The sequence below is a fragment of the Pseudomonas sp. dw_358 genome, from assembly GCF_018449655.1.
In the GTDB taxonomy this organism is placed as follows: domain Bacteria; phylum Pseudomonadota; class Gammaproteobacteria; order Pseudomonadales; family Pseudomonadaceae; genus Aquipseudomonas.
In genome coordinates, this window is the sequence record NZ_JAAVUX010000014.1 from 100737 (window position 1) to 112973 (window position 12237).

Annotated in this window: 11 protein-coding genes; 9 read left to right on the forward strand and 2 right to left on the reverse strand. The window is 64.4% G+C overall.

The features are described from left to right. Positions 1 to 103: 103 nt before the first annotated feature. Positions 104 to 787 (reverse strand): winged helix-turn-helix domain-containing protein, encoded by a 684-nt coding sequence (locus HB675_RS19165; RefSeq protein WP_213880421.1) that lies wholly within the window; start codon positions 785 to 787, stop codon positions 104 to 106. A 134-nt stretch (positions 788 to 921) separates the two neighbouring features. On the opposite strand from HB675_RS19165, the gene HB675_RS19170 reads away from it, so the two are divergent. The 9 genes from HB675_RS19170 (at position 922) to HB675_RS19210 (ending at position 10719) form a co-directional block, all read left to right on the forward strand. Further along, the gene (locus HB675_RS19170) at positions 922 to 1614 is read left to right on the forward strand and encodes a response regulator transcription factor (RefSeq protein WP_213880423.1); all 693 of its coding nucleotides are present in this window, start codon (positions 922 to 924) and stop codon (positions 1612 to 1614) included. Continuing rightward, positions 1592 to 2950 carry an ATP-binding protein gene (locus HB675_RS19175; protein ID WP_213880425.1) on the forward strand — a complete coding sequence of 453 codons (1359 nt, stop codon included), beginning with the start codon at positions 1592 to 1594 and terminating at the stop codon, positions 2948 to 2950. The genes HB675_RS19170 and HB675_RS19175 overlap by 23 nt, the downstream gene beginning before the upstream one ends. 213 nt (positions 2951 to 3163) lie before the next feature. Further along, complete coding sequence (purU, locus tag HB675_RS19180) at positions 3164 to 4030, forward strand: formyltetrahydrofolate deformylase (RefSeq protein WP_213880426.1); 867 nt, start codon at positions 3164 to 3166, stop codon at positions 4028 to 4030. Then, positions 4027 to 4929 (forward strand): bifunctional methylenetetrahydrofolate dehydrogenase/methenyltetrahydrofolate cyclohydrolase FolD, encoded by a 903-nt coding sequence (folD, locus tag HB675_RS19185; protein ID WP_213880428.1) that lies wholly within the window; start codon positions 4027 to 4029, stop codon positions 4927 to 4929. The genes purU and folD overlap by 4 nt, the downstream gene beginning before the upstream one ends. Next, complete coding sequence (locus HB675_RS19190) at positions 4911 to 6149, forward strand: FAD-dependent oxidoreductase (RefSeq protein WP_213880430.1); 1239 nt, start codon at positions 4911 to 4913, stop codon at positions 6147 to 6149. Before folD ends, HB675_RS19190 begins: the two co-directional genes overlap by 19 nt. Before the next feature lie 13 nt (positions 6150 to 6162). After that, positions 6163 to 6459, forward strand: a complete 297-nt coding sequence (locus HB675_RS19195; RefSeq protein WP_213880432.1) for a sarcosine oxidase subunit delta — start codon at positions 6163 to 6165, stop codon at positions 6457 to 6459. Further along, positions 6456 to 9353, forward strand: coding sequence for a 2Fe-2S iron-sulfur cluster-binding protein (locus HB675_RS19200; protein WP_213880434.1), 2898 nt, complete (start codon positions 6456 to 6458; stop codon positions 9351 to 9353). Before HB675_RS19195 ends, HB675_RS19200 begins: the two co-directional genes overlap by 4 nt. A 2-nt stretch (positions 9354 to 9355) precedes the next feature. Beyond that, positions 9356 to 9946 carry a sarcosine oxidase gene (locus HB675_RS19205; protein WP_213880436.1) on the forward strand — a complete coding sequence of 197 codons (591 nt, stop codon included), beginning with the start codon at positions 9356 to 9358 and terminating at the stop codon, positions 9944 to 9946. Between the two features lie 2 nt (positions 9947 to 9948). Further along, a complete protein-coding gene (locus HB675_RS19210; protein ID WP_213880438.1) occupies positions 9949 to 10719 on the forward strand; it encodes an IclR family transcriptional regulator in 771 nt (256 codons plus the stop codon). 5 nt (positions 10720 to 10724) lie between these two features. Here the strand turns inward: HB675_RS19210 and HB675_RS19215 are convergent, their stop codons facing one another. Then, a complete protein-coding gene (locus HB675_RS19215; protein ID WP_213880440.1) occupies positions 10725 to 12155 on the reverse strand; it encodes an MFS transporter in 1431 nt (476 codons plus the stop codon). Between the last annotated feature and the right edge of the window lie 82 nt (positions 12156 to 12237).

A 12237-nucleotide genomic window follows, 5' to 3' on the forward strand; every position in this document is an offset into this window, starting at 1 on the left:
AGCGTGCCGGTAAGCCGTGGAGGGCATTTTGTTCCACAACTGGCACGAATGGCCTGAAGATAGCCACTGGCAACTACCGCAGCGTTCGTCCACACATAAACATTTATTTATCTGCGAGGCTGTACCCGGCGCCGGCCACGGTGCGGATCAACGACCCCTCGAACCCCTCATCCAGCTTGCGCCGCAAGCGGTGGATATGTTTATCGATGACGTTGTCATTGGGGTCGAAATCGTAGTCCCAGGCGCTGTCGAGCAACATGTCCCGGGTCACCACCTCGCCACTGTGGCGCATGAGTTTTTCCAACAGCAATGCCTCGCGGTGCTGCAGGCTGATGGTGCGGCCCTGACGGGTAACCACCCGGGTGGCCGGGTCCAAGGCCAGGGAGCCGACCTTGAGGGTGCGAGAATCCTTGCCGGGGGCACTCTGCTGGCTGCTGCGGATCAACGCATCGATCCGCGCCAGCACTTCGGCGAAGGCATAAGGCTTGGCCAGGTAATCGTCACAGCCGGCGCGCAGGCCTTGCACCCGCTGTTCGGTAGAGGCCTGGGCGCTGAGCATCAACACCGGCAGGCGGCTGCCGACGGCCCGCAGGCGTGTCACCAGCTCCACGCCGTCGAACCCCGGCAGGCGCCGATCGACCACCAGCACGTCATGGATGGCCTCCCGGGCCAGGGCCAGGCCGTCGGGGCCAGTGTTGGCCACGTCGACCACATGGCCGCTTTCGCTCAGACCTCGCAACAGATAAGCAGCCGTCTGGGCATCGTCTTCCACCACCAGGATGCGCACGCGGTTATCTCCGAAATCAATTTATAAACTTTAGTTTAGGTGGCGGCGACATTGGCGCTCGACACAACTTGGCACACTATGCATCAGCTCAATCACTTGATGGTTTCTTTTATCCCACTTTCCGGCCTGCCCACATGACCCACGTTCTGGTCGTCGAGGACGACGCTTCCACTGCTCGCGAAATCGCCGCGGCCCTGCAAGATCACGGTTTTTCCGTCGATTGCGTCGATAACGGCCGCGACGGACTGGTACGGGCCGTGAGCGAAAGCTTCGACGCCATCGTGCTCGACCGCATGCTGCCCGGCGCCGTCGATGGCCTGGGCATGCTCACGGCCCTGCGCGCGACCGGTATCGCTACGCCGGTGCTGATTCTCAGCGCCCTCAGCGCGCTGGATGAACGGGTCCGTGGCCTGCGTGCCGGCGGTGACGACTACCTGACCAAGCCCTTCGAGTTCATCGAACTGACCGCCCGCCTGGACGCCCTGATTCGCCGCCGCAGCCCGCTGGGGGGCGACACCCGGGAAAACCAGCTGCGGGTCGGCAAACTGGAAATCGACCTGCTGCGCCGCACCGTGCGCCGGGGCGAGCGCGAGATCGAGCTGGTGCCCCGCGAATACGCCCTGCTCGAACACCTGATGCGCCACGCCGGCCAGGTGGTAACCCGCACCATGCTGTTCGAGGCGGTGTGGAATTACAGTTACGACGAACGCACCAACGTCATCGAAGTGCACATCGGCCGGCTGCGGCGCAAGGTCGATGGCGAGGATGAATCACCCATGATCCAGACTGTACGGGGAGCCGGCTATGTCCTCCGTGCACCTGAGTGATATCCCGCGCACCATCAGTTTTCGTACGGCGCTGCTGTTTGTCGGCCTGTTCGGTTTTTCCTTTCTCGCCCTGTTTGGCTACATCTATTGGCAGACCGCCGGTTACCTCAAGACTGAAGCCGATGCCGGGCTCTACCGGCAAGTGGACAACCGCAGCCGGCAAAGCCCGGAACTGCGCGAAAGCGAGATCCGCAAGCACGCCCGCCAGGACACCGACGGCCGGCTGCCCCATTCGCTGTTCACGGCATCGGGCGAATACATCGCCGGGGCCATTCATACACTTCCCGAGACCAAGGGCTTCGACAAACCCGCCGAGTTCCGCTGGGAAAAAGCCAACGACCACCACCGCCCCATCCGTTTCATGCTGCACCGCCTGGACGACGGCAACATCCTGCTGGTGGCCCAGGACGTGCACGACATTCACGAGTTCAATGAGCTGCTGGTCAACGCCATGGTCTCCGGCGGTGCCTTGCTGGTGGTGGTCGGCCTGTTCGGCGCCATTGCCCTGGGCTATCTGGCCCGGCGCCGGCTGGACCGGTTCAGCCAGTCGATCAAGGTCATCGTCGACGGCGACCTCAGCCAACGTCTGCCGATTCGCGGCAACCACGACGACGTCGACCGGGTCGCACTGGTGGTCAACGGCATGCTCGATGAACTGGAGCGCCTGATGAGCGAGGTCAAGGGCGTGTGCGACGACATCGCCCACGACCTGCGCACGCCGCTGACCCGCCTGATCGCCGGCCTCGAACGCGCCCAGCGGCGCGGCCTGCGCGAAGAGGAATACGCTGCGTCCATCGACGCCGCCATCCACGAAGCCAAGGGCCTGCTCTCGACCTTTCGCGCCCTGCTGCGCATCTCCGAGATCGAAGACAGCGCCCGACGCAGCCACTTCTCCGAGGTCGACCTGAACCGCATCGGCGCCGACGCCACCGAACTCTTCGAACCCTCGGCCGAGGAGCGTGGCATCCGCCTGACCCTGCTGCCGGCGCCCGCCCCCACACCGGTGCAGGGCGACGCCCAACTGCTGTTCGACGCCACCTGCAACCTGTTGGACAACGCCATCAAATTCTCCCCCGATAACGCGCAGATCAGCGTCCAGGTAGTGGCCGAAGGCAACCACGTGGGCCTGCGTGTCAGCGACAACGGGCCGGGCATTGCCGAACAGGAACGCGAAGCGGTGCTGCGGCGGTTGTACCGTTCCCAGGCGAGCCGCAACACGCCGGGCAATGGACTTGGGCTGAGTATGGTGGCGGCGGTGGCGCGGCTGCATGACATGACCTTGACAGTCAGTGATGCCGCGCCGGGGTGCCGGGTGGAGATGGTGACACGCGGGTGATCGTGTCGGTTTTTTCATCACGCTTCAGCCAGCGCCATCCTGCAAATAATTCCCCTCAGGAAATTTTTTTAACAAGCGCTAGACAATTCCCCCCTGATTCACCTATAAAACCACCGCAGGAATAAAATATTCTCTCCACGATATTTTATTCACCCGCAAAACATTCTTTCACTCCCCAAATGACAGCAGCCTGTTGCCCTCCGAGGATTGCCCATGTCACTGCAGCACAGCGCGTTCACGCTCAAGATCAGTTGCCCGGCCACGTCCGGTATCGTCGCGGCGGTTACCTCGTACCTGGCCGACAGCGGTTGCTACATCGGCGAAATGGCGCAGTTTGACGACGAGAGCAACGGCACTTTTTTCATGCGTGCGGTGTTCCGCTTCAATGCAGGGACGGTCGGCGACATCGACGGGCTCAAGGCCGGTTTCGTCGACGTGGCGCAGCGCTTCGAGATGACCTGGGAACTGTTCGACAATCAGCAGCCCATGCGCGTGCTGCTGATGGTGAGCAAGTTCGACCACTGCCTGAGCGACCTGCTCTACCGGCACAACAAGGGCGAGATGGACATGGTCATCACCGCCGTGGTCTCCAATCACCTGGACCTGCGGCCCATGGCCGAGCGTGAAGGCATCCGTTTCATCTATCTGCCGGTGACGAGGGACACCAAGGCCGCCCAGGAAGCGGAGCTGCTGAAGATCATCGATGACACCCAGACCGACCTGGTGGTGCTGGCCCGCTACATGCAGATTCTCTCGGATGACCTGTGCAGGCAGCTGTCAGGCCGGGCCATCAATATCCACCATTCGTTCCTCCCCGGTTTCAAGGGTGCCAAGCCTTACCACCAGGCCTACCAACGCGGCGTCAAGTTGATCGGCGCCACCGCCCACTACGTCACCAGCGACCTGGACGAGGGCCCGATCATCGAACAGGAGGTGCAGCGCGTCGATCATGCCTACCAGCCTGAAGACCTGGTGGCCATCGGTCGCGATACCGAGACCGAAGCTCTGTCCAAGGCGGTCAAGTACCACCTGCAACACCGGGTGTTCCTCAACCACGACCGAACGGTGATTTTCAAATGACGACGGCCAACATCATCGACGGCAAGGCTGCCGCCGCCCGGGTCCTGGCCCAGGTCAAAACAGACGTTGCCGCCCTGCGCGAGCGCGGTGTCGCGCCCTGCCTGGCGGTGATCCTGGTGGGCCAGGACCCGGCCAGCCAGGTCTACGTGCGCAACAAGGTGCTGCGGGCCGAGGAATGCGCCATCGTTTCCATCGAACACAAGCTCGGTGCGCACACCACTCAGGCCGATCTGCTGGGGCTGATCCACACCTTGAACGCCGATCCGGCGGTGCACGGCATACTCCTGCAATTGCCGTTGCCCAGGCACATCGAAGAAATCGCCGCGCTGGAGGCCATCTCGCCCCTGAAGGACGTCGACGGTTTCCACAGCGAAAACATCGGCGGCCTCAGCCAGGGCCGCGATGTGCTTGCTCCCTGCACCCCCACCGGCTGCATGCAGCTGCTGCGCGACACCCTGGGTGATCTGCGCGGCCTGCACGCCGTGGTCGTCGGCCGCTCCAATATTGTCGGCAAACCCATGGCGGCCCTGCTGCTGCGCGCCGATTGCACGGTGACCGTGCTGCACTCGCACAGCCAGAACCCGGCGGCGCTGTGCCGCCAGGCCGACATCGTGGTGGCCGCCGTGGGCCGCCCGCGCATGATCGATGCGGCCTGGCTCAAGCCGGGTGCGGTGGTCATCGACGTCGGCATCAACCGCATCCAGGACGGCGACCGCACCCGTCTGGTCGGTGATGTCGATTTCGACAGCGCCCTGCCTGTGGTCCGCGCCATCACCCCGGTGCCCGGCGGTGTCGGCCCGATGACCATCGCCCTGCTCATGCAGAACACTTTGACGGCCGCCCAACGCCAAGCCCTGACCGACCCGCAACCGGAGGCCCCATGCCTTTCAATCTCCTGAAATACGGCCTGAGCTCCGACTACCCGGTGGAAGTCGACCTGCCACCGCCCAAGGCACTCAAGGCGTCCTACGACGTGGTCATCATCGGCGGCGGCGGCCATGGCGTGGCCATCGCTTACTACCTGGCCAAGTACCACGGCATCACCAACGTCGCGGTGCTGGAGAAAGGCTATCTGGGCGGCGGCAACACTGCGCGTAATACGGCGGTGATCCGTTCCAACTATTTGACCAGCGAAGGTGTGAAGTTCTACATCGAGTCGGTCAAGCTGTTCGAGAACCTCTCCAACGAATTCGACTTCAACGTCATGTACTCCGAACGCGGCCAACTGACCTTGGCGCACACCGACGCCACCGTGCGCGCGTTCCGCCAACGGGCCGAGGTCAACAAGCACTTCGGCGGGCGCACCGAGATGATCGACCGCCAACAGATTCGCGAGCTGGTACCCAGCCTGAACCTGGACCCTGGCCACATTCCCGTGCTGGCTGGCCTCTGGCACATGAGCGGCGGCACTGCGCGCCATGACGCCGTGGCCTGGGGTTACGCCAAGGAAGCCGCCAAGCGCGGCGTCGAGATCCATCAACTGACTGAAGTACAGGACCTGGTCATCGAAAACGGCGCCATCACCGCCGTCAAGACCAACCGCGGCACCATTCGCTGCGGTTGCGCGGTGCAGGCCATTGCCGGCGCCAGCTCGTTGATGCTGCAAAAGGCCGGGATCCGTGCGCCCATTCACACCTACCCGCTGCAAGCCATGGTCACGCAGCCGTTCAAGCCGTTCCTCGACCCACTGGTCAGCTCCTCGGCCCTGCACTGCTACGTGCAGCAGACCAGCCGTGGCGAAGTGGTGTTCGGCGGCGGTTCGGACCCCTACCCGCTGTACAACACCCGCTCGACCCTGGACTTGAAGGAAAGCTTGCTGGCCCATGCCATTGAGATGTTCCCGTTCCTGGCCAACGCCAAGCTGATGCGCCAGTGGGCCGGGATCACCGACATGACCCCGGATTACAGCCCGATCATGGGCCTGTCGCCGGTGAAGAATTACTACCTCGACGCCGGTTGGGGCACCTGGGGCTTCAAAGCCACGCCCATCGCCGGCAAGACCATGGCCGAAATGGTCGCCACCGGCCGTACCCCCGACCTTATTGCCCCCTTCGCCCTGGAGCGCTTCTCGCGCTTTATCCAGGTCAACGAAATGGGCGCCACGGCGGCCAGCCATTGACGCGGAGCACCCCATGAAGATCTTGATTTGCCCGCTCAACGGGCCGCGCAACATCAGCGAATTCACCTACGGCGGCGAGTTCAAGCACATGCCCGACCCGGCCACCTGCAGCGATGCCGAGTGGGCCGACTACGTGTTCAACAGCGACAACATCGCCGGTGTCGTGACCGAGTGGTGGATGCACACCCCGTCGAGCTACTGGTTCCTGGCCGAGCGCCACACCGTGACCGACCAGGTGCTGCGCACCTTTGATCCCAAGGAAGTCTTCACACAGCGCGTGGATTTCGCCGTACCGGAGAGCGCCCAATGAACCGCCTGCCTGCCCCCATGGGCCTGTTGATCGATCGTGGTCAGCCCCTGCATTTCAGCTTCGACGGCACCGACTACCAAGGCGTGCAAGGCGACACCATCGCCAGCGCCTTGCTGGCCAACGGACGCTTCCTGATGTCCCGATCCTTCAAGTACCACCGCCCGCGCGGCCCGCTGACCATGGCCGGGCAAGACGCCAACACCCTGGTGCAACTGCCCGACGAGCCCAACGTGCTGGCCGACGCCCACGGGCTGCAAAGCGGCCTGAACGTCGCCGGGCAGAATTACCATGGTTCTCTGGAGAACGACAAAGACGCCTACATGGGCAAGTTCTCCAAGTTCATGCCGGTGGGTTTTTACTACCGCGCGTTCTACAAGCCCAAGGGCATGTGGAAGGTCTGGGAACCCATCATTCGCAAGAAGGCCGGCCTGGGCGTGCTCGACCTCAAGTTCCAGCCGCAGTATTACGACAAGGCCTACCTGTTCGCCGACCTGGCCGTGATCGGTGCCGGCCCCGCCGGCCTGCAGGCGGCCCTGACCGCCGCGAATGCGGGGGCCAAGGTGCTGCTGATCGAGGAGCAGCCGATTCTCGGCGGTTCGCTGACCTATGCCCGCTTCGACGTCGACGGCGCGCGCGCCGATGCCCTGCGCCGCCCCCTCGTGGAAGCCGTGGAACAACACGCCAACATCCGCGTGCTGACCCAGGCCATCTGCAACGCCTGGTTCGCCGACAACTACCTGCCGGTGATCCAGGGCAAGCGCCTGTACAAGGTGCGCGCCACGCAGTGCCTGGTCGCCAGCGGTTCGTTCGATCAGCCGGTGGTGTTTCGCAACAACGACCTGCCGGGGGTGATGCTGACCAGCGCCGCCCAGCGCCTGATGAAGCTCTACGCGGTCAGGCCGGGCAAGCGCGCCGTGGTGCTCACCGGCAACGACGACGGCTACTACGCCGCCCTCGACCTGCACGAGCAAGGCGTGCAAGTCGCCGCCGTGCTGGACATGCGTGCCAGTGCCGATGACCGCTCGCTGCCTGGCGCGCTTGAACAGCGCGGCATCCGCTGCAAGACCGGCAGCACCGTGTACGAGGCCCTGCACAGCAAGGGCATGAAGCACGTGACCGGGGTCGAGGTACGCAGCATCGTCGGTCAGGGCCAGGTCTCGACCGATGCCGAAGTCATCGACTGCGACCTGCTGTGCATGTCGGCCGGCTACATGCCGGTCTATCAACTGCTCTGCCAGGCGGGCGCGACACTGACCTATGACGATGCCAGCGCCGGTTTCAGCCTCAAAGGGTTGCCGGGCATCCTGCGGGTCGCCGGCTCGGTCAATGGTTGGCACCAGCTGGACAACGTGCTGGCCGACGCCAGCAAATGCGCCATGGACATCGTCCAGGCGCTGGGGCTGGGCAGCCAGCCGGTCGAGACTCAGTACCAGCAGGAAGCCAAGGTCAATTTCCCTTGGCCGATATTCCCCCATCCCAAGGGCAAGGATTTCGTCGACTTCGACGAAGACCTGCAAGTGCGCGACATCATCAACGCGACCAAGAGCGGCTACCGCGACGTGCAACTGGTCAAACGTTTTTCCACGGTCGGCATGGGCCCTTCCCAGGGTCGTCACTCGGCCCTGCCGACGGCGCGCCTGGTGGCCGCCGCGACCCAGCGCAGCGTCAGCGAAACCGGCGTGACCACTGCGCGGCCGCCCTTTGTCGCCGAGAAGCTGGCCCACGTCGCCGGCCGCGCGTTCGACCCGTACCGGCAGACACCCCTGCACAAGCGTCATGTCGAGGCCGGGGCCAAGCTGATGCCGGCCGGCGTCTGGCAGCGCCCGGCCTACTACGGCAAAGCCACTGAACGTGACGCCTGCATGCAGGCCGAAGCGCTGCACGTGCGCAGCAAGGTCGGCCTGATCGACGTTTCCACCTTGGGCGGCCTGGACGTGCGCGGCCCGGACGCCGCCGAACTGCTCAACCGCCTCTATACCTTCGCCTTCCTCAAACAGCCTATCGGCCGTTCGCGCTACGCGCTGATGACCAACGAGCACGGCGTGGTGATCGACGACGGCGTCTGTGCGCGCTTTGCCGACCACCATTTCTACGTCACCGCCACCACCAGCGGCGTCGACCGTATCTACCAGCAGATGCTCAAGTGGAACGCTCAGTGGCGCCTGAACGTCGACATCACCAACGTCACGGCGGCGATATCGGCGGTCAACCTGGCCGGTCCCGACGCGCGCAAGGTGCTGGAGTTGCTGTGCACGGACCTGGACCTGTCGCCGGAAGGATTCCCTTACCTGGGCGTACGCACCGGCACCGTCGCCGGGATCAAGGCGCGGTTGCTGCGGGTCGGCTTTGTCGGCGAGCTGGGCTTTGAAATCCATGTGCCGGCACGGCATGCGCTGAAGCTGTGGGACGCGCTGATGGCCGCCGGCAAGGCGTTCGACATCCGCCCCTTCGGCGTCGAGACCCAGCGCCTGCTGCGTCTGGAAAAAGGCCATGTGATCATCAGCCAGGACACCGACGGCATGACCCACCCCGGCGAGATCGACATGAACTGGGCCATCAGCCGCACCAAGCCATTCTTCGTCGGCCGCCGTTCGGTGGACATCCTCGCCGCGCAACCGCTCAAGCGCAAACTGGTGGGTTTCACCCTGCCCAAGGGCAGCGCGCAACCACTGGAAGGCCATCTGGTGCTGGAAGGCGGCGACATCAGCGGCAACGTCACCTCCTGCGAGTACTCGGCGAGCCTGGGCCAGATCATCGGCCTGGCCTATGCCAGCGCCGCACAAAGCAGCCCCGGCCAGCGCATTCCGATTCGCGTCGAAGACGGCGTGATGGTCCAGGCCACCGTGGTCGCCCTGCCATTCCTCGACCCTGAAAACAAGCGCCAGGAGTTGTAATCATGACCAGTCTGCACATGGATCATCTGCTGACCCGCGCCACCTGTGCGCTGGTGGACCTCACCGACCTCGCCCGCGTGGGCTTTCGTGGCAGCGACAGCGCCGGCTACCTGAGCGAACGGGGTTTCGACCTGCCCCAGTGGCCGAACCAGAGCGTGCGCCAGGCCGACGGCTGCCTGGTGGCGCGGTTGTCCCAGACCGAATACTTCGTGCTCGGCAGCCTGACCGACCATGGCCAGCGCGTCGCCGATGAGGAAGCGCGTTGGGCGCTGGATCACCGACCCAATTACCTGCTGCCACGCCAGGACAGCCACGCCTGGCTGCAGTTGAGCGGGCCGCACATCAGCGAGGTGATGGCCAAGCTCTGCGGCGTCGACCTGCGCCCCGAGGCCTTTGCCCCTGGCGCCGTGGCCCAGACTTCGGTGGCACGCCTCAACGCCATCGTGATCAACGCCACGGTGGGTGACCTGGCGTGCTTCCACCTGCTGGCCGACCGCTGCTCGCTGGAGTACTTCAGCGCAGTGCTGCTGGACGCGATGGCCGAATTCGGCGGCGAGCCGGTGGCGCTCGACATGCTCTTGGGCAGCCATTGAGCATGAACACCCCCGCCACTGCCGTGGACTACTGGGTCCCGGCCCTGCAGCGCGGTCTCAGTGTGCTGGGCATGTTCAATGCGCAGGCACGCAGCCTCTCGATCACTCACATTGCCGAGCGGCTGGGCATCAGCCCCTCGGCCTGTTACCGGATCCTGTTCACCCTGACCGAGATGGGCTACCTGAAAAAGGCGGGCCAGTTGTACGAGCTCGGCCCGCAGGTGATCAGCGACGGTTTCAGTTACCTGGCCAGCCGCGACATCGTCGATATCGCCATGCCTCACCTCAACGCCTTGCGCGACCGCACTTCGCTGTCGGCGCACCTGAGCATTCGCGAACAGACCGACAGCCTTTACCTGTGCCGGGCCTTCGCCGCTCAGCGGCTGTCGGTGAACATCCCCATCGGCACCCGCCTGCCCTGTCACTGCACGGCCATGGGCCGGGTGCTGCTGTCGGGTCTGGAAGACGCCGAGATGGCCGCGCTGTACCAGAGCGTGCGCCTGGACGGCTACGCGCCCCCGGCGCCGCGGACCATGCCGGAGCTTACGGGCCTGATCAACGACGACCGCGAGCGCGGCTGGGTGCTGCACCGCTCCGACTATTCCACTGCCATCGCCGGTGGTTTGCGCGACCACACCGGCCGCATCATCGCCGCCATCAACGCTTCCGGGCCGGATGCGGTGATGGATGGGGAGGCGACTCAGGGGTTGTTGATCAAGGAAGTGCTGCAAACCTGCGCGCAGATCTCGAGGGAGTTGGGGTTCAAGGCCTGACTCACTCACCGCCCGCGAAATTCATCCCCCTCATCGGCCCTCAACCGCCGAAACCACAAGACCGACAACAACGTCACCGCCCCCACCACAAGGAATGCCGGGCGGAAATCCCGGGCCTGCAACTGCCCCGACACGCTGCCATGCCAATGGCCGATCAAGGCCAACAACGAAGCCCCCAGCACCACCCCCAGGCACACCGACAACTGCTGGGCCATGCTTGACGCGGTGGTCGCGTGGCTGGTGCGCTCACGAGGGATCTGGGTGAAGCCCAGGGTGTTCAGCGCGACCATTGCCAGCGCATTGACCAGGCCGCCGCAGAGCAACACGACAAAGATCGCCACATGGGGCGTACTTGGCGTGAAAAACCCATAAGCCATGTAGAACAGGCTCGACAGGGTCGCCGCGCCGATCAGCAGGGTGCGAAAACCCACGGTGCGAATGGCTCGCGCCACGATGGTCCGGGTACTCAACGACCCCACCGCCGTGGCCATGGTCAACAGGCCCGATTCCAGCGCCGACAGGCCAAAACCCAATTGCAACATCAGTGGCAACATAAACGGCGAGGCGCCAATGGCGATACGCAAGGGCATGCCACCGATCACCGCCGCGCGGTAACTGCTGAAGCGAAAGATGCTCAAGTCGATCAACGGGTGCGGGCTGCGCCGGCTGTGCCAGACGTACGCCAACAGCGCCGCGCTGCCCACCAGCGCCGCCGCCAGGTTCCACTCCCACGGCCACAGGCCCTTTTCCAGGGTTTCCAGCGCCCCGATCAACCCCGCCAGACCACAGGCCAACAGCAAAAAGCCCGGCACGTCGAAACCGCGCCGCTCCCCGGCCGGCAGGTCGGCGTCGATGAACCACAGGGCCGCCGCCACTCCCGCCAGACCGAAAGGAATGTTCACCAGAAAAATCCAGTTCCACGACGCGAAAGTCACCACAGCGCCGCCAAAAAAAGGCCCGGCCATGCGTCCGATGGCCCCCGGCACGGTGAACCAGACCATGGCGCTGACAATCTGCGCCGGCGGCACCGAACGCAGCAGAATCAAACGTCCCACCGGCAGCATCATGGCCCCGCCTATGCCCTGCAACAGCCGGTAGGCAACCAGGCTGGGCAACGACGTCGCCAACCCGCACAAGGCCGAGCCCAGAGAAAACAAGCCGATGGCCACGCAAAACATCCGCCGCGCGCCGAAGCGGTCGGCCAGCCAGCCGCTGATGGGCAAGAAGATCGCCAGACTGAGCAGGTAGGCCGTCACCGCCAGGTTCAGATTGAGGATGCGCACGTCCAGCGACTGGGCAATGGCCGGCAGCGCCGTGGCCATGACCGAGGTGTCGAGGTTCTGCAGAAACAAGGGGCAAGCGACGACGAGGGGCACGATGCGGGTGTGCGGACTGGGCAATGCGGGCTCCCGGGGTGGTTTTGCGGGGGCCATCATATCAGAGCTCCTGCGTCGAATAACTGTGAACGATCGCAGATCTTCAACACTCCCAAGAGAGCCACCCCAGAGCGTCCCCCCC

Excerpts from the sequence above, each read along its gene's own strand:
- HB675_RS19175 (WP_213880425.1), top strand. The coding sequence starts at position 1,592 with ATGTCCTCCGTGCACCTGAGTGATATCCCGCGCACCATCAGTTTTCGT.
- purU (WP_213880426.1), top strand. The coding sequence starts at position 3,164 with ATGTCACTGCAGCACAGCGCGTTCACGCTCAAGATCAGTTGCCCGGCC.
- HB675_RS19195 (WP_213880432.1), top strand. The coding sequence starts at position 6,163 with ATGAAGATCTTGATTTGCCCGCTCAACGGGCCGCGCAACATCAGCGAA.
- folD (WP_213880428.1), top strand. The coding sequence starts at position 4,027 with ATGACGACGGCCAACATCATCGACGGCAAGGCTGCCGCCGCCCGGGTC.
- HB675_RS19215 (WP_213880440.1), bottom strand. The coding sequence starts at position 12,155 with ATGATGGCCCCCGCAAAACCACCCCGGGAGCCCGCATTGCCCAGTCCG.
- HB675_RS19210 (WP_213880438.1), top strand. The coding sequence starts at position 9,949 with ATGAACACCCCCGCCACTGCCGTGGACTACTGGGTCCCGGCCCTGCAG.
- HB675_RS19170 (WP_213880423.1), top strand. The coding sequence starts at position 922 with ATGACCCACGTTCTGGTCGTCGAGGACGACGCTTCCACTGCTCGCGAA.
- HB675_RS19190 (WP_213880430.1), top strand. The coding sequence starts at position 4,911 with ATGCCTTTCAATCTCCTGAAATACGGCCTGAGCTCCGACTACCCGGTG.
- HB675_RS19205 (WP_213880436.1), top strand. The coding sequence starts at position 9,356 with ATGACCAGTCTGCACATGGATCATCTGCTGACCCGCGCCACCTGTGCG.
- HB675_RS19200 (WP_213880434.1), top strand. The coding sequence starts at position 6,456 with ATGAACCGCCTGCCTGCCCCCATGGGCCTGTTGATCGATCGTGGTCAG.